The organism is Streptomyces sp. NPDC058812 (assembly GCF_042744565.1).
Classification (GTDB): Bacteria; Actinomycetota; Actinomycetes; order Streptomycetales; family Streptomycetaceae; genus Streptomyces; species Streptomyces thinghirensis.
On record NZ_JBHYOB010000022.1, the window covers coordinates 113,548 to 135,724 of the forward strand.

Annotated in this window: 22 protein-coding genes and 1 riboswitch; of the genes, 8 read left to right on the forward strand and 14 right to left on the reverse strand. The window is 71.9% G+C overall.

The genetic code is table 11. The annotated features are described in order from the left end of the window. Positions 1 to 101: 101 nt before the first annotated feature. Positions 102 to 1,256, reverse strand: coding sequence for a CaiB/BaiF CoA transferase family protein (locus ACFW48_RS33180; protein WP_386321426.1), 1,155 nt, complete (start codon positions 1,254 to 1,256; stop codon positions 102 to 104). Positions 1,257 to 1,518: 262 nt separating this feature from the next. Here ACFW48_RS33180 and ACFW48_RS33185 point away from each other — a divergent pair, with 262 nt between their 5' ends. The 4 genes from ACFW48_RS33185 to ACFW48_RS33200 all read left to right on the forward strand — a co-directional run bounded on the left by ACFW48_RS33185 (position 1,519) and on the right by ACFW48_RS33200 (position 5,222). Beyond that, positions 1,519 to 2,211 (forward strand): TetR/AcrR family transcriptional regulator, encoded by a 693-nt coding sequence (locus ACFW48_RS33185; RefSeq protein WP_386321428.1) that lies wholly within the window; start codon positions 1,519 to 1,521, stop codon positions 2,209 to 2,211. Positions 2,212 to 2,260: 49 nt separating this feature from the next. After that, positions 2,261 to 2,776, forward strand: a complete 516-nt coding sequence (locus ACFW48_RS33190) for a DUF4334 domain-containing protein (RefSeq protein WP_386321430.1) — start codon at positions 2,261 to 2,263, stop codon at positions 2,774 to 2,776. Beyond that, positions 2,773 to 3,864 (forward strand): NAD(P)-dependent alcohol dehydrogenase, encoded by a 1,092-nt coding sequence (locus ACFW48_RS33195; RefSeq protein WP_386321433.1) that lies wholly within the window; start codon positions 2,773 to 2,775, stop codon positions 3,862 to 3,864. The genes ACFW48_RS33190 and ACFW48_RS33195 overlap by 4 nt, the downstream gene beginning before the upstream one ends. Before the next feature lie 194 nt (positions 3,865 to 4,058). Then, positions 4,059 to 5,222 (forward strand): TetR/AcrR family transcriptional regulator, encoded by a 1,164-nt coding sequence (locus tag ACFW48_RS33200; protein WP_386321436.1) that lies wholly within the window; start codon positions 4,059 to 4,061, stop codon positions 5,220 to 5,222. A 141-nt stretch (positions 5,223 to 5,363) separates the two neighbouring features. On the opposite strand, the gene ACFW48_RS33205 is transcribed toward ACFW48_RS33200, so the two are convergent. Together ACFW48_RS33205 and ACFW48_RS33210 are read right to left on the reverse strand one after the other, a co-directional pair. Continuing rightward, positions 5,364 to 6,572 (reverse strand): oxygenase MpaB family protein, encoded by a 1,209-nt coding sequence (locus ACFW48_RS33205; protein WP_386321438.1) that lies wholly within the window; start codon positions 6,570 to 6,572, stop codon positions 5,364 to 5,366. Positions 6,573 to 6,767: 195 nt separating this feature from the next. Beyond that, on the reverse strand, positions 6,768 to 7,616 hold the full coding sequence (locus tag ACFW48_RS33210; protein ID WP_386321441.1) for a helix-turn-helix transcriptional regulator: 849 nt from the start codon (positions 7,614 to 7,616) through the stop codon (positions 6,768 to 6,770). Positions 7,617 to 7,850: 234 nt separating this feature from the next. Here ACFW48_RS33210 and ACFW48_RS33215 point away from each other — a divergent pair, with 234 nt between their 5' ends. Further along, positions 7,851 to 8,792, forward strand: coding sequence for an SDR family oxidoreductase (locus tag ACFW48_RS33215; RefSeq protein WP_386321444.1), 942 nt, complete (start codon positions 7,851 to 7,853; stop codon positions 8,790 to 8,792). Positions 8,793 to 9,311: 519 nt separating this feature from the next. Here ACFW48_RS33215 and ACFW48_RS33220 read toward each other — a convergent pair. From ACFW48_RS33220 to ACFW48_RS33235, 4 genes are all read right to left on the reverse strand, one after another. Further along, positions 9,312 to 9,971, reverse strand: coding sequence for a hypothetical protein (locus tag ACFW48_RS33220; RefSeq protein WP_386321446.1), 660 nt, complete (start codon positions 9,969 to 9,971; stop codon positions 9,312 to 9,314). Beyond that, positions 9,968 to 10,801, reverse strand: coding sequence for an ATP-binding cassette domain-containing protein (locus tag ACFW48_RS33225; protein WP_386321448.1), 834 nt, complete (start codon positions 10,799 to 10,801; stop codon positions 9,968 to 9,970). The genes ACFW48_RS33220 and ACFW48_RS33225 overlap by 4 nt, the downstream gene beginning before the upstream one ends. A 38-nt stretch (positions 10,802 to 10,839) precedes the next feature. Further along, positions 10,840 to 11,028, reverse strand: coding sequence for a hypothetical protein (locus ACFW48_RS33230; RefSeq protein WP_386321451.1), 189 nt, complete (start codon positions 11,026 to 11,028; stop codon positions 10,840 to 10,842). Positions 11,029 to 11,116: 88 nt separating this feature from the next. Beyond that, the gene (locus ACFW48_RS33235) at positions 11,117 to 12,310 is read right to left on the reverse strand and encodes an MBL fold metallo-hydrolase (protein WP_386321454.1); all 1,194 of its coding nucleotides are present in this window, start codon (positions 12,308 to 12,310) and stop codon (positions 11,117 to 11,119) included. Positions 12,311 to 12,478: 168 nt separating this feature from the next. Here ACFW48_RS33235 and ACFW48_RS33240 point away from each other — a divergent pair, with 168 nt between their 5' ends. Beyond that, the gene (locus ACFW48_RS33240; protein ID WP_386321457.1) at positions 12,479 to 13,063 is read left to right on the forward strand and encodes a carboxymuconolactone decarboxylase family protein; all 585 of its coding nucleotides are present in this window, start codon (positions 12,479 to 12,481) and stop codon (positions 13,061 to 13,063) included. Between the two features lie 59 nt (positions 13,064 to 13,122). Continuing rightward, positions 13,123 to 13,743, forward strand: a complete 621-nt coding sequence (locus ACFW48_RS33245) for a TetR/AcrR family transcriptional regulator (protein WP_386321459.1) — start codon at positions 13,123 to 13,125, stop codon at positions 13,741 to 13,743. Between the two features lie 332 nt (positions 13,744 to 14,075). Here the strand turns inward: ACFW48_RS33245 and ACFW48_RS33250 are convergent, their stop codons facing one another. Both ACFW48_RS33250 and ACFW48_RS33255 read right to left on the reverse strand, forming a co-directional pair. Continuing rightward, on the reverse strand, positions 14,076 to 14,861 hold the full coding sequence (locus ACFW48_RS33250; protein WP_386321499.1) for an SGNH/GDSL hydrolase family protein: 786 nt from the start codon (positions 14,859 to 14,861) through the stop codon (positions 14,076 to 14,078). 204 nt (positions 14,862 to 15,065) lie between these two features. Further along, on the reverse strand, positions 15,066 to 16,037 hold the full coding sequence (locus ACFW48_RS33255) for a peptidoglycan DD-metalloendopeptidase family protein (protein WP_386321461.1): 972 nt from the start codon (positions 16,035 to 16,037) through the stop codon (positions 15,066 to 15,068). Between the two features lie 4 nt (positions 16,038 to 16,041). Then, a riboswitch (cyclic di-AMP (ydaO/yuaA leader) is annotated at positions 16,042 to 16,199 on the reverse strand. A gap of 422 nt (positions 16,200 to 16,621) precedes the next feature. Here ACFW48_RS33255 and ACFW48_RS33260 point away from each other — a divergent pair. Further along, complete coding sequence (locus tag ACFW48_RS33260; RefSeq protein ID WP_386321464.1) at positions 16,622 to 17,419, forward strand: tyrosine-protein phosphatase; 798 nt, start codon at positions 16,622 to 16,624, stop codon at positions 17,417 to 17,419. A gap of 9 nt (positions 17,420 to 17,428) precedes the next feature. On the opposite strand, the gene ACFW48_RS33265 is transcribed toward ACFW48_RS33260, so the two are convergent. The 5 genes from ACFW48_RS33265 to ACFW48_RS33285 all read right to left on the reverse strand — a co-directional run. Beyond that, positions 17,429 to 17,551, reverse strand: a complete 123-nt coding sequence (locus ACFW48_RS33265) for a DUF6126 family protein (protein ID WP_386321467.1) — start codon at positions 17,549 to 17,551, stop codon at positions 17,429 to 17,431. Beyond that, entirely contained in the window at positions 17,548 to 18,198 is a 651-nt protein-coding gene (locus ACFW48_RS33270; protein WP_386321470.1) for a helix-turn-helix domain-containing protein, read from the reverse strand. The genes ACFW48_RS33265 and ACFW48_RS33270 overlap by 4 nt, the downstream gene beginning before the upstream one ends. 76 nt (positions 18,199 to 18,274) lie before the next feature. After that, the gene (locus ACFW48_RS33275; protein WP_386321473.1) at positions 18,275 to 19,660 is read right to left on the reverse strand and encodes an aspartate aminotransferase family protein; all 1,386 of its coding nucleotides are present in this window, start codon (positions 19,658 to 19,660) and stop codon (positions 18,275 to 18,277) included. Next, a complete protein-coding gene (dxs, locus tag ACFW48_RS33280; RefSeq protein ID WP_386321476.1) occupies positions 19,661 to 21,601 on the reverse strand; it encodes a 1-deoxy-D-xylulose-5-phosphate synthase in 1,941 nt (646 codons plus the stop codon). It lies immediately after the preceding gene. A gap of 27 nt (positions 21,602 to 21,628) precedes the next feature. Continuing rightward, the coding region (locus ACFW48_RS33285; protein WP_386321478.1) for a flavodoxin-dependent (E)-4-hydroxy-3-methylbut-2-enyl-diphosphate synthase at positions 21,629 to 22,177 on the reverse strand (549 nt) is incomplete at its 5' end.

The window sequence follows — 22,177 nt, forward strand, 5'->3', positions numbered from 1 at the left end:
ACGCGCTGGTTCAGGCGGGCGGGTTCAGGGCCTACGGGGCTGACGTCGAGCATCGTCACTCCGCGGGTCGCCGGTGTACGTCGGAGGCGGGGGCAGTCGCATCAGCGGCGGTCCTTCAGCAGGCCGGGCAGGTCCCAGTCGCGGGCCACGTCGTCGGTGTCGGCGCCGGGGACGGCGGGAGGCAGCCGGAGGGTGCCCGGGGTGGCGGAGAAGCGGGGCGCCGGGGCGGGCTGGGTGATGCCGTACGCCTCGGTGTAGGTGCCGCGCCCGGCCAGGTGCGGGTGGCCTGCCGCCTCGCGCAGCGAGAGGACGGGGGCGACGCAGGCGTCGGTGCCTTCGAAGACGGCGGTCCACTCGTCACGGGACGCCGTCTTGAACCGGGCGGTGAACAGGGCCCGCAGCTCGGGCCAGTTGCCCGGGTCGGCGCGGTCCGGCAGATCGTCGCCGTCCAGGCCCAGCAGGCGGACGAACACGGCGTAGAACTGCGGCTCCAGGGCGCCGACCGCCATCCAGCCGCCGTCGCCGGTCTCGTGGACGCCGTAGTACGGGCAGCCGCCGTCCAGGAGGTTGCGTCCGCGGGCGTCCCGCCAGGCGCCCCCGGCGAGCATGCCCCAGAAGAGCGAGGTGAGGTGGGCGGTGCCGTCGACGATCGCGGCGTCCACCACCTGGCCGCGGCCGGTGGTGCGGGCGGTGAGCAGCGCGGCCAGGACGCCGGTGGTCAGGTAGAGCGAGCCGCCGGCGTAGTCGCCGAGCAGGTTGGCGGGGACGGCGGGCGGACCGTCCGCAGCGCCGATCATGGAGAGGGCGCCGGCCGTGGCGATGTAGCCGATGTCGTGCCCGGCCAGGGGCGCGAGCGGTCCCCGCTGGCCCCAGCCGGTCATCCGGCCGTACACCAGGGCGGGGTTGACGGCCATGCACTCCTCGGGGCCGACCCCGAGCCGCTCCGCGACACCCGGGCGGTACCCCTCCACCAGGATCTCCGCGCGCGCCGCCAGGGCCCGTACGGTCTCCGGCCCTTCGGGCGACTTGAGGTCGACCAGGACCGAGCGCTTGTTGCGGTTGGTCAGGTCGTGGGCGGGGTCGCCGGCCGGCGGTGTGGCGCCGGGGCGGTCGACGCGCACCACGTCGGCGCCCAGGTCCCCGAGCAGCATCGCGGCGAACGGGCCGGGGCCGATGCCCGCCAGCTCGACCACACGCACGCCGTCCAGCGGCCCGGCACCGCCGCGGCGCGGGGAGTCAGGGGGGTGGTGGCTCATGGGTTCCTCTCTCGGGACACGACGGGCTCGCCGACGCGCGACCGGGACCTTACTGAGCGTTCGCTAAGAACGTAGGAGGGCTCGGCCCATCGGTCAACGCCTCAATCCGAAGAGTTTTGGCGGCACTTGCCGGGGAATGGAGACGGAGCCGGACACCCGCGCGCCCCGCGATCACTGAACGATCGCTAAGTGGCCGGGGAGAGGAATTGCGAACGCACGGCCGTACGATGTCGCCCGTCGACGCACGTTCCGAGGAGAGTCGTTGAGCACCGAGCCGTTGAGTACCGAGCCGAGCCAGGACACCACGGCCGCAGCGCAGCACTGGCGCTCGTACGGGCCACTCGACCTGCACCCGATCCTGGTGCACGCCATGGAGGCCTTCAACGAGCAGGGTTACCACGGCACTTCGGTCCGGAACATCGCCGGCCGGGTCGGCGTCACCGTGCCCGCGCTGTACTACCACTACGAGAACAAGCAGGCGCTGCTCGCCACCCTGCTGGAGACCTCCATCAAGGACGTCCTGGACCGGTGCCGGGCGGCGGCCGCGGAGGCGGGGACCACTCCCCTGGCGAGATTCTGCGGCATGGTCGAGTCGATCGTGCTCTACATGGCCCACCGCAGGTCACTGGCCTTCCTGGACACCGAGATCCGCAGCCTGGAGCCCGGGAACCGGGCCCGCTACGTGGCCCTGCGCGACTATCTCCAGCACATGTTGCTGGACACGGTCGAGGCGGGCCGCGCCGAGGGGGTGTTCACCACGCCGATCCCGGCGGACGCCGTCCGCTCGGTCCTCATCATGTGCCAGGGCGTCGCCAACTGGTTCCGCCCCGACGGCCCGCTCACCGCGGAAGAGGTCGCCGAACGCCACGTCCTGCTGTGCCTCGGCACCGTGGGGCACCCAGGCGTGGCCACCGGCGAAGCGACGCTCCCGTTCCTCCGGCGGGCCCGCGCCTGACGGGGTTCGGCCCCGCCGGCACGTTTCAGCATCGACGAGAGGACACCGCATGGACCCCCGCGACGCCCGCGCCCGCTTCCAGGCGCTCCGCGAGACGAACGGCCCGGTCGAGACGGCGGAACTGGACTCGGTCTGGGCCGAGTTGGACACCGTACGGCCCGAGGAGATCCTCGGCGAGTGGAAGGGCGGCGAGTTCGACACCGGCCATCCCCTCAACGGGATGCTGGCGCAGGCCGGCTGGTACGGCAAGACGTTCACCTCCGTGCACGACGTCAAGCCGCTGGTCTGCCGCGACGCCAAGGGCGAGCTGTACTCCGACCGAGAGCTGGGCCAGGGCGAGGCCAGCCTGTGGACCGTCGAGTTCCGTGGCGAGTCGACCGCGACGATGGTCTACGACGGCCGGCCGGTCCTCGACCACTTCAAACGGGTCGACGACGACACCCTCATGGGCATCATGAACGGCAAGGGCGTTCCCGCCGACGGCCCCTTCTACTACTTCTTCCTCGACCGCGTGGCCGGGGCCGTTCCCGGCAGCGAGCGCTCCGGAGAGGCAGCGGAGGCGTGAGGCGTGTCCGCGCCGCCGTCACCGGGGAGCCGGGCGCGCCGTTCACCCTCCGGGACGTGGAGCTGGAGGAACCGCGGCCGCGTGAGGTGCTGGTCAGGATGACCGCGGTCGGGGTGTGCCACACGGACGTGGGGATCCAGGCCCGCTGGCCCCGGCACCTCACCCCCGTCGTCTTCGGTCACGAGGGCGCCGGCCGGGTCGAGGCGGTGGGCGCGGAGGTGACGGGTCTCGCGCCGGGGGACGCCGTCTGCCTCACGTTCGCCAGCTGCGGCACGTGCCCGCAGTGCGCGGCGGGCCATCCGCCGTACTGCCACCTCGCGCGGGACCTCAACCTCTCCGGCGGGCGCGGCGACGGCACCACCGCGCTCCGCCTCGACGGCGCCCCTCTGCACGGCGGCTTCTTCGGACAGTCCAGCTTCGCCACGTACGCCGTCGTCCACGAACGCGGAGTGGTCAAGCTGCCCCCCGACCTGCCGGCCACGGTCGCCGCGCCCCTGGGCTGCGGAGCGCAGACGGGCGCGGGGACCGTGCTCAACCGGCTGCGCCCCGGTCCGGGGACCTCGCTCGTGGTCCTCGGGGCCGGCGGGGTCGGACTGAGTGCGCTGATGGCCGCGGTGGCCGTGGGCTGCGACCCGGTGGTGGCCGTCGACCCGGTCGCCTCCCGGCGAACCCTGGCGGTCGAACTCGGCGCGCGGGCGGCCCTGCCGCCGGGTGACGGTCTGGTGGCGGCGCTGCGCGACCTCACCGACGGCGGGGCACACCACGTGGTGGACACCACCGGCCGGCCCGAGATGCTCCACCAGGCCGTCGGGGCGCTGCGCCCGCGCGGCGAACTCGCCCTCCTCGCCCTCGGCGGTGAGGTGACGTTCGACATGACGCGCCTGATGGTCAAGGGGGTTCGCGTGCACGGAGTGATGGAAGGCGACTCCGAGCCCGCCCGCTTCATCCCCGAGCTGATCGGTCTGCACCGGCGCGGCCTCTTCCCGGTGGACCGGTTGATCACCACGTTTCCCTTCGAGGAGATCGACGCCGCCGTGGCCGCCATGCGCGACGGAAGCGCCGTCAAGCCGGTCCTGACCTTCGCCTGACCCGGACGCGCCGGGCCGGACCGAAGACACCGGCCCGGTGCGTGTCCCGCGCGGGCACGGGGCGCCGGGAGGTGATGTGGGGTTGATGTGAGGTACACGTTCCCTGCGGTCCGCGCGGGGAAAGCCCGAGCCGCTCGGGCGACGTGTGATTGACTGATTCTCATGGTCCCGCCTCCGCATCCGCCCGTTCGGCCGTGACCGCCGAGCCGACCACGGCTGCTCGGCCCCGCAACCGCAGGCAGCTCATCGTCGAGGCGGCAGGCCGCGTCTTCAGCGAGCGCGGCTACCACCGGGCGTCCATGGAGGAGATCGCCACCGGTGTGGGCATCACGGCGGCGGCCCTGTACCGGCACTTCCCGAACAAGTACGCGCTCTTCGCCGAGTGCGCCGACGTCATGGCGGACGGACTGGTCGCCGCGCTCGACGAGGTGCCGTCGGAGGCGCCCCTGGCGGACGTACTCACCGCCGTCGCCGGGGTCACCGTCGCGCATCGTGCGTCGGGCGGCGTGTACCGGTGGGAGGCCCGGTACCTCAATCGTGAGGACCGCCGGCGTCTCAAGGCGAAGTTCGGGCGGCTCGTCGACCGGGTGGACGAGGCGGTGCAGCGTGAGTACCCACTGCCCGACGAGCGGCTGCGGGCCGTGGCAGCCCTCGGCGCGATCGGGTCCATCACGATGCACCACACCTCGATCGCCGGGCGCCGGGCGGAGAACCTGCTGTCGGCATCCGCGCTGCGCGTGGCCGCCACCGATCCCGCCGCGGTCCAGTGGTGCGCGCGCCCGGTCGAGTTGCCCGCACAGCCGGTGCCGCGCACCCGTCGCGCGGAGATCCTCGCGGCCGCCATCCCGCTGTTCGCACGGGACGGGTTCGCCAACGTCACGAACGGACAGATCGCGCGGGCGCTGGGCCTGGCCCCGTCCGCGCTGTACCGCCACTATCCCGGCAAGGTCGACATCCTGGCGGCTGCGTGCCTCCAGGCGGCGGGACTGCTGGGCCAGTGGGTGGAGCGGAGTCTGCACGAGGTGGCCGGCCCGCGCGAGGCCGTCGTCGCGCTGGCCGGGACGTACGTGGCGTACAGCTTCGAGTACACCGCGCTCAACAGCGTCGCCGAGGCGGAGCTGGCCGGTCTGCCGGCGGACCTGCGGCGGCCCCTGGTCCTCGCGCAGCGCGAACACATCGCCGTCTGGGAACAGCAGTTGCGGCTGGCCCGTCCGGAGCTGGACCCGCGTCAGGCCCGGTTGCTGGTGCATGCGGGCTTCGGCGTGGTGGTCGAGGCCGGACGCAGGCTGCGCTGGCAGGACAGCGCCGACCACCGTGACGCCGTGACCGCTCTGGTCGTGGGCGCCCTGGGCTTGTGACCGGGCACCGGAACCGGTGGCGGCACGAGACGCCGCGCCGTGCCGTGCCGCGGGGGAAGTCGCCCGGATGCCCGCCCCTCGACATGTCTGCCGCGGGACGGGCGCCTGCGGGGCGGGCAACTGCGGGACGGGAGCGGCGGCTCAGCCGGCCGGCCTGTTCCCCGTGGGGATCGTGATGGGCGTGGTGGTGCCGGAGGAGCCCTTGTTGAGGAAGAGCATGGCCAGCGCGCGCACGAACTGGTCGATCATGTAGAAGGCGCCGGGGACGACGGGCGACAGCCCTTCGCGGAACAAGATGTACGCCGGCCATGCGGTGCGGACCAGGGCCGCTGCCGCGTAGTCGCGACGCAGTCCCAGCCAGTCGCCGACCTCGTCGCTGAGGACGTAGCGCACGAACTCGTTCAGGAACCCGCGAGTGACACCGAGATCGATCTGCGCGGTCAGGCCGAGCAGATCCTCGGCCAGCTCGATGCCCTCGGTCGTCGGGGCGAGGATCGGGGTGAGCACCTGCGCCGACTGCGCTTCCGCGGCCGCCCAGGTCTTGGGGATGTACTCGTCCGGCACACCGAGCAGGTGCAGTGCGACCTGCCAGGAATGCAGGAACGCCTCCTGGTCCTCGGCCGGGAACGGGATCTTCCACTGGATCAGCTTGCTGCGTACGTAGGTACCCAGACTGTGGAAGGTGACCAGGATGTCGGCGGCGCTGATCGGGATGTCCTGGTCGGCGCCCGACTTCCAGTGCGGCGACTGCGGCAGCAGGTGGCGCACCGCGGCGTGCACCAGCCGGGTCTTGTTGGCGGTGACGACGAACTGTCCACGTGGCTCGAAGGCTCCCAGCTGGGACAGGTCGTAGCCGAACGTGAACGTCTTGGCCGCGCGGTCCTGCATGTCGGCGCCGCCCGCCGACCAGTAGACGCTCCTGGCCTCGCGCGGGATCACCGTGCTCATGATGCCGCTGCCGAGGCCGTACAGCATGAACAGGTAGGTGTCCCTGCGCCGGTTGAAGTCGGCCGCGCGGGCCAGCTTGCCGCGGTCGGCCCAGGAGGGCAGCCTGTTGACCTGCCGCAGATGCGCGGTGAGCTCGGCCGGCAGGCCGCTGGGCAGCGGGTCGCCGTTGTTCACCCACCCCTCCATCGCGGTGTTGATGGACGGAACCCGGCCCTTCTTGATCAGCGCGGCCATCAGAGGGTCCGTCGCGCTGTCCCAGACGTACTCCGGATCGGCACCCTCGCCGGTGCCGGCCACCGAGTCGGCGGACGGCCACGTCCACGCCCTGGCGCTGTCCGCCACGCTCACGAGCCCGAGCGCGACACCGAGGGACAGGACTCCTCGTCTGCTGAGATTCTCCATTGACTTACCCCGCTTCCCTGAGAACCGGACGGTGCTCCGTGTCTTTCCCTGCATGCCAGTTGAGCGACCACCACACTCCGAGCCCTGCGGAACCATGTGATTTCTCGTTAACATAGCGAGGCGCGTCAGTGCGGGCAATGGGGGTGACCGAGGGTTCGTGGTCGCGCCGGGGCGGCGGCCGGGTGCCCGGGTCGGTCAGCGCATCGCCTGCGGGCCGATGACCGCGAGGAGGCGGAGTCTGTCGTGACTCTCGCTGCCCGGGACCGCGGTGTAGACGACCAGGCGGTGTGACTGTTCCGGGTCGAGGAGGGTCTGGCAGTTCAGTTCGAGGGGGCCGACCTCCGGGTGGCGGAAACGCTTGACGTGATGGGGGCGGACGCCCACCTCGTGCTTGTCCCACAGGCCGCGGAACTCGTCGCTGCGGGTGAGGAGCAGCTCGGCGTACTGGGCGGCCCGGGAGCCGGGCCCCCGTACGGCGGCCACTTCACGCAGGCCGGACACGAACATGCGGGAGAGGAACGCGTGATCCGCCGGCTCGTAGAGCTCGCGCGTGGCCGGGTCGGTGAACCAGCGGTAGCCGATGCTGCGCGCCGGGCCGGTGCGGCGGGTCGTGTCGCCGGTGAGGGCGACGCCGAGCGGGGTCTGCCGCAGCGTCTCCCCCAGCTCGGTGACGACCTCCGCGGGCGTGTCGCCCAGTCGGTCGAGGACCCGCAGCAGGCCGGGGCTGATGTGCTCGCTGACGGTGCCCGTGCCCCGGACGGGCGGGGCGTGGCCGGCCAGACGGAACAGGTGGTCCCGCTCGTCGAGGGAGAGGTGCAGCCCCTGCGCCATCGAGGCGATCATCGGCTCGGACGGCTGCGGGCCGCGCTCGCGCTCCAGCCGAGCGTAGTAGTCGGTCGACATGTGGCAGAGCTCGGCGACCTCCTCACGGCGCAGCCCGCTGGTCCTGCGCCGCTGTCCGCGCGGGAGGCCGACGTCCTCGGGTTGCAGCAGTTCCCGGCGGCGCCGCAGGAACGCCGCGAGTCCGGCCCGGTCGATCTCCATGCGTCGTCTCCTCCCGTACTGATCCTTTCTAGCGCGCGCACCCGCGTTCATCCACGGATCGTCGATCCCCCTCTCGGGCGCCGCCCGGCGGGGTCGGGCGGCGGGCAGTCGTGTCCCGGCACCGTCCCGGGTCGGCCGTACCCTGTCCGCGCGTATCGGTGGATCGGGAGTCCCTGGATAGGTCCGTTCGTCGGGGTCACGGTAGGGACAACGACGTCGTGAGGGAGTGCGGACATGCCACGCCAGGACATCGACATCACCGTTCCCGACCTGACCGGGAAGCGCGCTGTCGTCACCGGAGCGAGTGACGGGATCGGGCTCGGCATCGCGCTGAGTCTGGCCGCCGCCGGCGCGGAGGTCGTCATGCCGGTCCGCAATCCGCGCAAGGGCGAAGGAGCGGCCGCCAGGATCCGTGAGCGGATCCCCGACGCGAACGTGTCGCTGCGCGCCCTCGACCTCTCCTCGCTCGCCTCCATCGCGGAACTCGGCAAGACCCTGCTGGACGAGGACCGCCCCATCCACCTCCTCGTCAACAACGCCGGCGTCATGACACCGCCCGACCGGCAGACGACGACCGACGGCCTCGAGCTGCAGTTCGGCACGAACCATCTGGGCCACTTCACCCTGGTCAACCACCTGCTGCCCCTGCTGCGAGCCGGCCAGGCCCGCGTGACGTCCCAGATCAGCGTCGCGGCGAACCGCAACGCCATCAACTGGGACGACCTGAACTGGGAGCGGTCCTACAACGGCATGCGCGCCTACAGCCAGTCGAAGATCGCCTTCGGCCTCTTCGCTCTGGAACTCGACCGGCGCAGCGAAGCGGCGGGCTGGGGCATCACGAGCAACCTCTCCCACCCCGGAGTCGCGCCGACGAGCCTCCTCGCCGCCCGCCCCGAGGTCGGCCGCGCCAAGGACACACTGGGCGTGCGCCTGATCCGCGCCCTGTCCGCGCGTGGCATCGTCGTCGGCACGGTCCACACGGCGCAACTGCCCGCCCTCTACGCCGCCACTTCCCCCCGGGCCGTGGGCGGCGGGTTCTACGGCCCGAGCGGGCCCGGGCACCTGGGTGGCCCTCCGGCGGAGCAGCGGCTGTACAGCCGCCTGCGCAGCACGGAGGAAGCGCGGCGCATGTGGCAGACCTCCGAGGAACTCGTGGGTGCTCGATCCCGGGCGTAGACCCGATGCCGCTGCTCCGAAGGACCAGTCTCGGCCGAGCCCACCGGGGCCGGATCGGCATCGTGCCCAGTCCTACGCCGACCAACGGCCGGCCCGGGTTCACCGGGGCCGGCCGCCGGTGCGGGGCCTGCCTGGCTCAGTGGCCGGGGTGGGGTGTCAGGTGAACGGCAGAGGGTCCGGCAGCCAGGTGGCCGCTGCCGCTCCCCTCACGAGGGCCGTCGCCCACGTCCGCCCACGTCCGCCCGGACAGGGTCCGGGTCGCATGTGCGGCCTCGGAGGTGACGACCACGCCGCAGATCAGGGTCAGCCATCGGCAACCACGGCTGCACGTGGGCGTGGCCCACTACCGCTGGTTCCGCGACCAGGCCGAGGCCCTGTGCCTGCGCCTCGCCGGGGCCGTCATCGGCCCGGACAGCAAACCCCTGATCGGCATGTACGACTCGCCCGCCCGTCTCCAAGCCACCCACCGCCGTGGGCATCGCCCGGTTCGGCCGCGGTCCGGCGCGGAGGGCCGACGGTCTATTCTCTGCGCCCGGCGACGAACTGCGTGGCGGCGGTGAACACGGCAAGGATCACCGCGGAGATCACCAGCATGACGCCGGCGGGGGCGAGCAGTTTCGCCGCGTCGGGGGTCGTGGACATCAGGGTGAACAGGCGGTTGACCGGCGGCATGTCCTTGGTGAAGAGGACTCCCATCACCAGCGCGAGGGCGGCGACCAGCGCGTATCCCTGTCGTTTGAAGACCAGCCGCGAGCACAGCACTCCGATGGCGATGCCGACGAGGGCACAGGTGAGCTGTGCCTCGATGCCCAGCAGAAGGTCGGACGTGGTGACCACGTAGTCGCCCATCCACAACGGGAAGAACAGGCCGAAGACCATCAGGACGAGACAGCTCAGCAGAGCCGTGCCGATCGCCGCGAGCAGGACCGTGAGCGACCGGCCGCCCGCGGTGATGACGACGATCGCCCGCTGCGGTGGGTCGTCCAGGCTCATCAGAGCGATGGTCAGCCAGGTCGAGCAGACGAACAGCGCGCCGGCGGACGAGGCGTAGGCCGGGGGCAGCGAGCCGCTGCCGTTGACGGTCAGCACGCCCATCAGGCCCATGAACAGGAGCAGCGGGGCGAGGTAGCGCTGCGTGTGCAGCACGGTGGCGAAGGTGTAGCGGATGAGCGCGATCACCGCATCTCCCCGTTCGTCGCGGCGTTCGGCGTCCGGTGGTGGTCCGTGGCCGTCCCGCCGGTGACGCGCTCGACGGACCAGCCGTGCTGGAGCGCGGTGAACAGCAGAGCGTCGATGGACTCGCGTCCCACGCGCATCCTGACGCCCATGTCGTCCCGGCTCACCGTCAGTACGCCGTCCAGTCGTTCCCAGGCGAGGTCCTGCGGTACGCGGCCGTCCCGGCCCGCGGTCAGGACGACTTCGGACGCGGGCCGCTGCTCGGTGGCCCGCGGCTCCGGCCCCCGCAACGACACGCGGCCCTTGCTGACCGTGTAGGTCCGGGTGGCGCGGGCCCGGGTGACCGACTCGCGGTGGTCGGTGAACACGACGGTGCCGCCGGAGGCCGCGACCTCGGTCATGATCTCGGCGAGCACGCCGTGGGCGTCGGTGTCCAGCCCGGACCACGGCTCGTCCAGGACGAGCAGCCCGGGTTCCACCAGGAGGGCCTGGGCCAGCGCGACCTTCTGCGCGTTGCCCTTCGACAGGCTCCGCAGGGGGGCGTGCTTGCCGCCCACCAGGGCGAGCCGGTCCAGCAGCCGGCCGGCCCGCGCCGAGGCGACCGAGGTGGTCAGCCCACGAACGCGGCCCATGTGTGTCAGATACGCCGCGGCCGACATACGTTCGTTGGGGGAGAACCGGTCCGGGACGTACCCGACAACGGGCGGCCGGGCGGCCACCGTGCCGCAGGTCGGCCGGGACAGGCCCACCGCGATCCGCAGCAGCGTTGACTTCCCCGATCCGTTCCCGCCTGCGAATGCCACGACCTCACCGGCCGGGGCCTCCACGTCCACGTCTCTCAGGATCCAATCGCCACGGCCATAGCGCTTGCTCACGGATCGAAGACGTAACAACTGCTCTCCTCCGTCCGGTGCAACGCCCCCACGTGCTCGCAGACTACGGGGCTCGGCCTCCGCGCCGCGAGGACGGCCATGCCGCTCCACGCGGTGAGGATCATGTGCTCCTGGGGCTCTCGGCGCATGATGATCCCGCCGGCCGCGTCGGGCAGGAACTGGGCCACCTTCTGAACCCGGGCAGGTTGTTGAGGACCTCAGCCGGGAGACGCTCCAGCATCCGGACCGTCTCCCCCAGCTCGTCGCCGACCAACCTCACCGCTCACCCGCAAGATCCAGATCACCCCTGCTCGCCTCAGCCAAGCCCTCAGTGCTCCGGGGACGCCGCCACGGGTGCGCGATCGGACCGGACACTGCCCGCCACCACGGCTCCACCGGCAGCTTTCCCGCCGGCTCGAACGGCTCACCCGGCCGCGGACACGCCACCACCTGGCCGACCTCCTCGGCCGCGTCCGTCGTCCACTCCCCCGGCTCCGCCCACGCGTGCGGTGCGAGGTTGAAGGTCCCCCAGTGGATCGGCAGCAGGGCGCCGCCCGGCCGGCCTCCCTGGAGGTCGAGGTGGGCGCGTACGCCCTCCTCGGGGGTCATGTGGATGTCCGGCCAGAACTCGGCGTACGCCCCCAGCTGAATCATCGTGGCGTCGAACGGGCCGTGTGCGGCGCCGATGTCCCGGAAGCCGTCGAAGTAGCCGGTGTCGCCGCTGTGGAAGACGCGGTGCTCCTCCCCGGCGACGACCCAGGACGCCCAGAGAGTGTGCTGGGTGTTGCGCAGCCCGCGTCCGCAGAAGTGCCGGGCCGGAGTGGCGGTCAGGGTGAGGCCGCCGACGCGCGTCGACTCGTGCCAGTCCAGCTCGCGCAGCCGGCCGGCGGACACGCCCCAGTGTTCGAGGTGGGCGCCGACGCCGAGCGGCACCGCGAACAGGGTGTCCGTGCCGGCCAGCGCCTTGATCGTGGGCATGTCCAGGTGGTCGTAGTGGTCGTGCGAGATCACGACGACGTCGACCGGGCCCAGGGCCGCCAGGGGCACCGGGACCGGATGCAGCCGCTGGGGACCGGCGAAGGGGAACGGGGAGCAGCGCTCGCCCCACACCGGGTCGAAGAGCACGCGCTGCCCGTCGATCTCGGCGAGCACGCTGGAGTGCCCCATCCAGGTCAGCCGCAGTCCGGTGGCGGGCGGCCGGGCGAGGTCGGCGAGCGTGGTGGCGTGCACCGGCACGGTACCCAGCGGCGCGCGACGGAGCCGGGCCTGCCGGTCGAAGTAGATCTTGGCGAATTCCGCGGCCGATCCGGAGGGCCGGGTCCGGGCCGTGCCTCCGGGGTTCTGGAAGACGCCGTCACGGAAGTGCGGCGATCTGCGGATACGTGCCATGCGCTCACCACTCGGGTCCGCGCCGAAGGCCGCGGGCCGCGGCACGCGGAGCGCCGAGTTCGGGGAACGGAAACCGGCCACGGTACCTCCAGGTGGAGTAGATCAGGCTCTCATTGTCGTCTCGTCCGACGTCACCTCGAACGCCCGATGTCACATCCGAGTTCCCCCCACCCGTCGTACCGGTGAGGGCGCCCGCGCCGAAGCGCCCGGGAACCAACGGCACGACCGACGGACAGGAAGGTGGCCCTCATGGCCCGCGTATCCCTCACCCCGCCCCGGACGCTCCTCCTCCGCGTCATGGAGTGGTACTCCCTGCGCACCTACGGCAAGGTCCTCGACCCCGGCAAGGCGCTTGCCCACAACCCGCGCGTGCTCTGGGGCGACCTGCGTTTCGAGCAGTCCGTGGCCAAGTGGAACAGGCTGGACTCCGACCTGAAGGCGCTCGCGGTGATGGCCTCGGCGGCCTCGATCGGCTGCTCCTGGTGCATGGACTTCGGGTACTGGGAGAACGCCGAGCGCGGCATGGACCGGCGCAAGCTCCACGACGTTCCGGTGTGGCGGGAGAGCGACGCCTACACGCCGCTGGAGCGGGACGTCATGGAGTACGCCGAGGCGGTGACGGCGACGCCGCCCACCGTCGGCGACGACCTCGCCGAGCGGCTGCGGGCCCGGCTGGGCGAGCCCGCCTTCGTGGAGCTGACGGCCATGGTCGCCGTCGAGAACCTGCGCTCCCGCATCAACGCGGCGCTCGACCTCACCAGCCAGGGTTTCAAGGACTCCTGCGACCTGCCCGGCACGGAGCGCACCGGCCCGGTCACCGCGACGACGGACTGAGCGACCGGGCCCGTAGCGGCCGTCGCCGCATGTCCGGGTGCGTGTATAGGGTGACGGGCGTGGTGAGAGTCCGGTTGGGTGTCGCGGAGCGGCGCGAGGAGTTGCTGCGCGCGGCGATCGAGCAGATATCCGCGCGGGGTGTGGCGGCGTTGCGGATCGCCGACGTGGCCGCCGCGCTGGGTGTCAGCAACGCGCTGGTGCTCTACCACTTCTCCACCAAGGAGAAGCTCGTCGCCGCGGCGTTCACGTACGCCGCCGAGGACGATCTCTCCCGTCTGCGCAAGCTGCTCGGCCGCCGTACGTCGGCATTGCGCCGGCTGCGGGCGGCCGTGCGCTGGTACGCCCCGACCGGGCAGGCCAAGGGCTGGCGGCTGTGGATCGAGGGCTGGGCGGTGGCGTTGCGCGAGCCCGCGCTGCGGGAGGTCACGCGGGAACTGGACCGTCAGTGGAAGGCGGCGATCGCCGAGGTCATCGCCGAGGGCGTGGCCGCCGGGGAGTTCACGTGCCCGGAGCCCGACGGCGCGGCGCTGCGTCTGACCGCCCTGCTCGACGGGCTGGCCGTGCAGCTGACGTCCTACCCGGGTGCGGTGTCCCAGGCCCGGGCCCAGGAGTGGACGGACGAGGCCCTGGCTCGCGAACTCGGCCTGGAACGCGAGGCGTTGACGACACCACGCCGTTAGCCGCGGCCTCGCGCGGACCGGCGGCACCTCGCCGCGGACGGACACCCCCGCCCCGGCGTCCACAGCGGGACGGGCCGACCCCTCGGCCACCGTTCCGCCGACGACCGGGCTCGCCCCGCCCCGCGTCCACAGCACGACCGGCCGACCCCTCGAACACCGTTCCACCGACGACCGGGCCCGCCCACCCGGCCCACGTCCGCCCGCGCGAACCGACGAAGCGGCGAAGCGGCGAAGCGGCGAAGCGGCCCCGCGATCGTCCGCCGCAAACCGCACCCCGCACGCCCGCACCCCGCACGCCCGCACCCCGCACGCCCGCACCCCGTACGCCGCCGTCAGGCCACCGCCGCGATCCGCACCTTGATGTCGTCCGGCGACAGCGCCCCCTTGGCGATCACGTGGTCGCCCGACGACTCGCCTCGCAGCCGGCGTCCGATCCACGGCACCAGGTACTCGCGCGCCCACTGCACGTCGTCGCGCCTGACGTGCAGGGTGCCGCGGGGCGGCAGCGGCGGCCAGGGCTGGTCCGGGTCGGCAGGGACACGCAGGCCGAGGGCCTGGCCCGCCCGCAGCGCCACGCGTGTGTGGCCCTCCGGCGACAGGTGCAGCCGGTCGGCGTCCCATGCCCTGCGGTCCTGGACGCTCCGGAGCGACCACAGGTCGAGCACGGGGCAGCCGTAGCGGTCGGCGACGGCACGGACGTGCCCGTTGTAGGTCGCGATCTTGCCGCGCAGATGCTTGAGGACGGGCACCCCACGGGTGTCGAAGCCGGTCGTCACCAGGACGGTGCCGGCCGCCGCGGTCAGCGCGGCCACGGCGCGCTCGAACCGCTCGGCCACCTCGTCCGGGTCGGTGCCGGGGCGGATGATGTCGTTGCCGCCCGCCGCGAACGAGACCAGGTCCGGCGCGAGTTCGACGACCCGCGGGACCTGCTCCGCCACGATCTGGTCGAGCAGCCTGCCGCGCACGGCGAGGTTCGTGTACCTGAAGTCGCCCTCGGGGCGCCGGTCCGCGAGCAGTACGGCCAACCGGTCCGCCCAGCCGACGAACGCCCCGTCGGGGCCTGGGTCACCGACGCCCTCGGTGAAGCTGTCCCCCACCGCCACGTACGACCCGATCACTTCTCTGCTGTCACTCTTCGAATCGTCTGCCACATCGGCCCATGATTCACCTTGGAATGTGACCTACGCGACCGTAGGAAAGGGTTGACGGGCGGTGAGAAAGACCACGCCTAAAGTGTTCGTCAATTCCGGAATACGCCGAAGGCCGGACCCGGGGATCGGGGTCCGGCCTTCGGTGGCGCGGAGGCTGCGCCCAAGCCGTCGTCAGAGAGAGACGCCGTGCGAGCGCAGGTACGCGATCGGGTCCACGTCCGAGCCGTAGTCCGGCGTGGTGCGGATCTCGAAGTGCAGGTGCGGACCGGTCACGTTGCCGGTGGCACCCGAGAGGCCGACCTGCTGACCCGCCGTCACGGACTGCCCGGCGGAGACGGAGAGCGAGGACAGGTGGGCGTACTGGGCGTAGTGGCCGTCGGCGAGCTGGATGACGACCTGGTTGCCGTACGCGCCGCCCCAGCCGGCGGAGACGACGGTGCCCGCGCCGACGGCCTTGAGCGAGGTGCCGGTCGGGACGACGAAGTCCGTGCCGGTGTGGTAGCCGCTGGACCACATGCTGCCGGTCTGGTGGTACGGGGTGCCGACGGCGCCGCCGGGCACGGGCGAGGTGAAGCCGCTGGTGGTGCCGGCGGACTGGGCGCTCGCGTTCGAGGAGTCGGAGGAGTCCGAGGACGAGGTCTTCGCGGCGTCCGACGGCTTCTCGGCCGACTCGGACTTCTCGGAGGACGACTTCTTCGGCGCGGCGGGCTTCTCGGCCGGCTTCTCCGACTCGGCGGAGGAGGAGGGGGCCGACGACTTCGCGGCCTGCTCGCCGACCGAGAGCTTCAGGCCGGGGTGGATCAGCGACGGGTCCGAGCCGACGGCGTCGCGGTTGTCCGAGTACAGCTTCTTCCAGCCGCCGTCGACGTCCTGCTCGTCGGCGATCTTCGAGAGGTAGTCACCGCTCTTGACGGTGTACGTCCGCGAGTCCGCGTTCTTCTCGGTGCCGCTGCCGGCGGCCTTCTTCGCCGTCGTCGGTATGGACTGCACGGCCTGCTCGGAAACGGACTGCGCGGGAGCGGCGTGGGCGCCGGCGGCACCCAGCAGCGGGAGCGCGAGCGCGGCGCCACCGGTTCCGGCGACGGCGATGGTGCGGGTCAGGCGCATGGCCCTGGTACGGCGGTGCTTACCCTTCGCGGGCATGGTGAATTCCTCTCCGGCGCCTACGAGGTGAGCTGTCGGGTGCGAGCTGGAGATGCCCGGCCGCGCCGAGACGCGGCTTTACCCCAAGCCGTTCCGGGAACCGGAACAGGCAGTTGTACCTGTGGGTCCCCCGCTCCTGCCGTGTACGGGTGGTGGATGAGTGCGGGCTCCGGTCGGCGGCAGGATTAGGCGTCCGTCCGGATCGGTGGTGAACGTAAGGGACCAAGACGCGCGGGGACAAGCGAGGGGTTCCATTGACAGGTGTTCCGATTGATCCTTTACGGGAACACCGGTCACCCTCCGTCGATTCGCGCAGTGCCCTTTCGCGTAAACAGCCTTGAAAACCGGCCGAATTACGTGAACATGACGAGCAACGCACGGTCACGGATATGACGCTGCTCACGCGCCGCCTCTCCAGCCCCTTTCATTCCGGCGCTAGTTGGAAGGAAGGCAACAATTCGGACAGACGGTCCAGATGTGGCGCAGTCGGGCGGCTGCGCAGCCGACGCCCCCGGACCGTGCCGTATCTTCGAGTGGTGCCCGTCGGCGAGCAGCGCCGGCGGGGCGGAGTGGGAGGAGTCCCCGTGACGCAGCAGGTCCCGTCGACCGAACCCGAGCTGGCCGGTGTGCGTAACTTCCGTGACGTGGGCGGGCTGCCGACCGTGGACGGGCGGCGGGTGCGACAAGGGGTGCTGTTCCGCAGCGGCCACCTGGCGCACGCCACCGGGGAGGACGCCGCGTTCCTGGCCTCGCTGGGCCTGCACACCATCTTCGACTTCCGCAACGCGGCCGACCAGAAGCTCGAGGGCCCGGACGTCGAGCTGCCCGGCGTGCGCAATGTGAACCTGCCGCTGAGCGATCCGGCCGACGGTGCCGAGTTCTGGAAGATGGTCCGCGACGGCGACCTCGACCAGCTGCGCGAGATCCTGGCGGACGGCAAGGCCGCCAACCGGATGATCGACTCCTACCGCATGATCATCAAGGAGCGCACGGCGGAGCACTCCCGGGTGCTGCACGCGCTCGCCGAGGACAGCGTCCCCGCCCTGATGCACTGCGCGGCCGGCAAGGACCGCGCGGGCCTGTCGATCGCGATCACGCTGCTCGCCCTGGGCGTCGAGCGCGAGGCCGTCATCGACGACTACCTGAAGTCCAACGCCACGCACCGCCGCTACAAGGTGCGCCGCAGCAGCTCCGCCGCCTCCGCCTACTCCCCCGAGGTCATGGAGCTGCTCAGCCCCCTCTTCGACGCGCGCGCCGAGTATCTGGCGGCGGCCTTCGAGACCGTCGAGGAGACCTGGGGCGGGGTCGACGCCTACCTGGAGAAGGGCCTGCGGATCACGCCGGAGACCCGGGAGCGGCTGCGCGAGCGGATGCTGGACTGAGCCACCCGCTCACCGGCCGTTGGTGCCCACCTCGAAGAGCAGGTAGACGAAGGCCGCGAAGACGTGCCCCACGATGAGGTAGACGAAGAGCCGCACCCACAGGGCGCGTGGGAACTTCTCCTGCAGGTTCATCGCGTCTCTCCAGGGGTGGGGTGGGCCGGCGTGCCGGCCGGTCCCAGGCACAGCGCCGCCGTCGGACTCTGCAGCAGGGTGTGGACGAACAGCAGCTCGACCCCGTCGGCGTCCTGAGCGGCGATCCGGTGCGGAGTCAGCGAGTCGAAGTGCGCGCTGTCACCCGGACCGAGCCGGTGCACGGTGTCCCCGAGGCGCAGACGCAGCCGGCCGCGCAGGACGTGCAGCCACTCCTCACCGGGATGCACCCGCACGATGTCACCCTGTGAGCCGTGCGGCACATGGACCCGCAGGGCCTGCATCCCACGCCCGGCCCCGCCGGCCTGCCAGTACGTCCAGCCGCCCGCGAACGTCGGCTCCATGGCGTCGGCACGCACGACGGCGTCCCGGTCCGCGGCCGTCTCGCCGAGCAGCTCCGAGACGGTCGTACCGTAGACACGGGCGAGGGAGAGCAGCATCGGCAGCGAGGGCTGGCGCTGCCCGGTCTCCAGGCGGGAGAGGTGGGCGGGCGACAGCCCGGCGGCGCGGGCCGCCGCCTCCAGGGTGAGGGCGGCCCTGCGCCGCAGGGCACGCAGCTGCGGTGCCACGACGGACACCGCGTCCGCCGGCGCGTCCGGCGACGGCGGACCGGTCTCGTGGGAGGTCATGCCTCCATTCAGCCCGAAACCTGCCCGACAGGCAATTTTCTTGCCTCAGAGGCAAAGACGGTCGCGGGTGGACGCGCTAACGATTGCCCACCGCCTGCCTGACCAGGGTCTTTCCGAAGTCCCACATCAGGCCGCCGCCGTTGTGGGCGTCGTCCATCACCTCGGTGAAGGCGTCGACGAACCGGTCCGCGTCCGCCGCGCCGATGATCAGCGGCGGGATCAACTTGATCACCTCCAGGTGGTCGCCGGACACCTGCGTCAGGATCCGGTGCCGTTGCAGCAGCGGCACCACGACCATCTGCGCGAACAGACCCTTGCGCGCGGCCTGCAGCATCGTCCAGCGGCTGCGCAGCTTCAGGGACCTGGGCCGGCCGAACTCGATGCCGATCATCAACCCCCGCCCCCGGACGTCGGCGAGCAGTTCGTAGCGGTCCACCAGCTCCGTCAGCCGGGACTTCAGCCGCTCTCCCACCGCGGCCGCGTTCGCCACGATCTCCTCGTTCTCCATCACCGACAGCACCGCGAGCCCGGCCGCCATGGCCTGCGCGTTGGACCCGAAGCTCGCCGAGTGGACCTGGACCCGGTCCATCGAGGAGAACACCTTCTGGAAGATCCAGTCCTTGCCCAGCGTGGCCCCCACCGGCACGTATCCGCCGGACAGCGCCTTGGCCACGCACACCAGGTCGGGCTCGACGCCGTCCTCGTGCTGGAAGGCGTAGAACTTGCCCGTCCGGCCGAGGCCCGTCTGCACCTCGTCGGCGATCAGCAGCGCCTTGTGCCGGTGCAGCAGCTCCTGCGCGGCACGCAGATAGCCGGGCGGGGGCTCGTGCACGCCCTTGCCCTGGACCGGCTCCACGATCAGGGCGGCCACGTCGCCGTGGGCCAGCTCCCGCGCCAGAGCGTCCAGGTCGCCGAGCGGGACGGCGGTGTCGGGGAGCAGCGGGGCGAAGCCGTCGCGGAAACCGTCCTCGCCGTTGACGGACAGCGAGCCGGTGGTCAGCCCGTGGAAGGCGTGCGTGCAGTACAGGATCCTCGGCCTGCCCGTCGCGTACCGGGCGAACTTCAGCGCGGTCTCGACCGCCTCCGTGCCGCTGTTGCCGAAGAAGACCCGGTCCAGGTGCGGGCTGTAGGAGAGCAGCTTCTCGGCCAGCAGCCCGGGCAGCGGCGGGCAGTCGAAGCGGGTGAGGTCGGCCAGCGAGGCGTCGAGGACGTCGTGCAGCGCCTTGCGTACGACAGGGTGGTGGCGCCCCAGGCCCATCACCGCGAACCCGGCGAGCATGTCCAGGTAGTCGTTGCCGTCCGCGTCCCAGAAGTGCGCGCCCTCGGCCCGCTCGTAGACCTTGTCGAAGCCGATGGTGTGCAGCATGCGCGGCAACTGGTGGTTGAGGTGCCTGGCGTGCAGCTCGTACCGCTCGGCTCCGCGCTCGGCCAAGAGCGCGGCGAGGTCGAACTCCTTGGTCATTCAGCTCTCTCCTTGGACTGGCGTGACGGTCCGGACGTCCCCGGCCTGATCTCCGGCCGCTTCCCCGGCCTGTGCGCCGACGGCCAGGCTCGCGCTGATCCGCCCGGCGATCTCGACCGGCGTGAGACCGATGTCGGCGAGCACCTCGGCGCGCTTGGCGTGCGCGAGGAACTGCTCGGGGATGCCGAACCGGCGCACGGGTACGTCGACGTCGGCGTCGCCCAGCGCCAGTGCCACCGCCGAACCGACCCCGGCGGCGCGGCTGTTGTCCTCGACGACGGCCACCAGACGGTGCCGGGCGGCCAGGGGCGCGAGCGCCGGGTCGACGGGTTTGACCCAGCGCGGGTCGACGACGGTGCACCGGATGCCGCGGGCTTCGAGCAGCTCGGCGGCGCGGAGGCAGACGGGCGCCATCACGCCGACGGCCACGAGCAGCACCTCGGGCCGGTCGGCCGCGTGCAGGACGTCCATCGCGCCGACCCGGTCGACGGCGGGTACGGCCGGTCCGACGGACTCCTTGGGGAAGCGCACCAGCGTCGGCGCGTCGTCGACGGCGACCGCCTCGCGCAGCTGGGCGCGCAGCTGGTCGGCGTCGCGCGGCGCGGCGATGCGCAGACCGGGGACGACCTGGAGGACGGACATGTCCCACATGCCGTTGTGCGAGGGCCCGTCGGCGCCGGTGACGCCGGCCCGGTCCAGGACGAAGGTGACCCCGCAGCGGTGCAGGGCCACGTCCATGAGCAACTGGTCGAAGGCGCGGTTGAGGAAGGTGGCGTACACGGCGACGACCGGATGGAGGCCGCCGGTGGCGAGGCCGGCCGCGGACACGGCGGCGTGCTGCTCGGCGATGCCGACGTCCCAGACCCGGTCGGGGAAACGTTCGGCGAAGGCGGCGAGGCCGACCGGGTGCAGCATGGCCGCGGTGATCGCCACGACGTCGTCGCGCTCCTCGCCGATGCGGACGATCTCCTCGCCGAACACGGAGGTCCAGGACGGTCCGTTCGAGGGGCTGAGCGGCGCGCAGGTGAGCGGGTCCATCACACCGACGGTGTGGAAGTGGTCCTCCTCGTCGCGCAGGGCGGGTTCGTAGCCGCGGCCCTTCTCCGTGAGGCAGTGCACCAGCACCGGCCCGTGGAAGCGTTTCGCACGCCGCAACGCCGACTCGACGGCCCCGGTGTCGTGCCCGTCGATCGGGCCGACGTACTTCAGCCCCAGATCCTCGAAGAGCCCCTGCGGGGCGAACGCGTCCTTGAAGCCCTTCTTGGCGCCGTGCAGGGCCTCGTAGACGGTGTTTCCGACCACGGGGGTGCGCTGGAGGACGTCCTTGCCCCAGGCCAGCACCCGCTCGTAGCCGTCGGTCGTCCGGAGCGTCGCGAGGTGGTTGGCGAGGCCGCCGATGGTCGGCGCGTACGAGCGTTCGTTGTCGTTGACGACGATGATCAGCGGCCGGTCCCTGGCCGCCGCGATGTTGTTCAGGGCCTCCCAGGCCATGCCTCCGGTGAGCGCGCCGTCGCCGATGACGGCGACGACGTGTCCGCGCTCCCCCCGCACCTGGCGGGCCTTGGCGAGGCCGTCGGCCCAGCCGAGGACGGTGGAGGCGTGGCTGTTCTCGATCACGTCGTGCTCGGACTCCTCGCGCGACGGATAACCGGACAGTCCGCCCTTCCCGCGCAGCTTGGAGAAGTCCTGGCGGCCGGTCAGGAGCTTGTGTACGTAGCTCTGGTGGCCGGTGTCCCACAGGATGCGGTCGGCCGGTGACTCGAAGACCCGGTGCAGGGCGACGGTGAGTTCCACCACCCCCAGGTTGGGTCCGAGGTGTCCGCCGGTGCGGGCGACCGCGTGCACCAGGAAGTCACGTATCTCGTCGGACAGTTCGCCGAGTTCCGCCTCGGACAGCGCCTTCAGGTCGCGTGGTCCCCGGATGCTCTCCAGAATCGTCACGCTCGGGCCCCCTTCGGTCCGTGCTGTTCAGCTCACGGTGACGGCCGGCTCCCCCGACGCGCCGTCCTTCTCCATCTGTTCGGCGATCCGCGTCGCCTCGTCGATCAGCGTCTCCACGATCTTGGACTCGGGGACGGTCTTGATGACCTCGCCCTTGACGAAGATCTGGCCCTTGCCGTTGCCGGAGGCGACGCCGAGGTCGGCCTCGCGGGCCTCGCCGGGACCGTTGACGACGCAGCCCATGACGGCGACGCGCAGCGGGACGTCCATGCCCTCCAGGCCGGCGGTGACCTCCTCGGCCAGCTTGTAGACGTCGACCTGGGCACGGCCGCAGGACGGGCAGGAGACGATCTCCAGGCCGCGCTGGCGCAGGTTGAGCGACTCCAGGATCTGGATGCCGACCTTGATCTCCTCGACCGGCGGGGCCGACAGGGAGACGCGGATGGTGTCGCCGATGCCCTGGGAGAGCAGTGCGCCGAAGGCGACGGCCGACTTGATGGTGCCCTGGAAGGCGGGGCCGGCCTCGGTGACACCCAGGTGCAGCGGGTAGTCGCACTGGGCCGCGAGCTGGCGGTA

Excerpts from the sequence above, each read along its gene's own strand:
- ACFW48_RS33190 (WP_386321430.1), top strand. The coding sequence starts at position 2,261 with ATGGACCCCCGCGACGCCCGCGCCCGCTTCCAGGCGCTCCGCGAGACG.
- ACFW48_RS33210 (WP_386321441.1), bottom strand. The coding sequence starts at position 7,616 with ATGGAGATCGACCGGGCCGGACTCGCGGCGTTCCTGCGGCGCCGCCGG.
- ACFW48_RS33275 (WP_386321473.1), bottom strand. The coding sequence starts at position 19,660 with ATGACCAAGGAGTTCGACCTCGCCGCGCTCTTGGCCGAGCGCGGAGCC.
- ACFW48_RS33205 (WP_386321438.1), bottom strand. The coding sequence starts at position 6,572 with ATGGAGAATCTCAGCAGACGAGGAGTCCTGTCCCTCGGTGTCGCGCTC.
- ACFW48_RS33180 (WP_386321426.1), bottom strand. The coding sequence starts at position 1,256 with ATGAGCCACCACCCCCCTGACTCCCCGCGCCGCGGCGGTGCCGGGCCG.
- ACFW48_RS33255 (WP_386321461.1), bottom strand. The coding sequence starts at position 16,037 with ATGCCCGCGAAGGGTAAGCACCGCCGTACCAGGGCCATGCGCCTGACC.
- ACFW48_RS33265 (WP_386321467.1), bottom strand. The coding sequence starts at position 17,551 with ATGAACCTGCAGGAGAAGTTCCCACGCGCCCTGTGGGTGCGGCTCTTC.
- ACFW48_RS33215 (WP_386321444.1), top strand. The coding sequence starts at position 7,851 with ATGCCACGCCAGGACATCGACATCACCGTTCCCGACCTGACCGGGAAG.
- ACFW48_RS33240 (WP_386321457.1), top strand. The coding sequence starts at position 12,479 with ATGGCCCGCGTATCCCTCACCCCGCCCCGGACGCTCCTCCTCCGCGTC.
- ACFW48_RS33270 (WP_386321470.1), bottom strand. The coding sequence starts at position 18,198 with ATGACCTCCCACGAGACCGGTCCGCCGTCGCCGGACGCGCCGGCGGAC.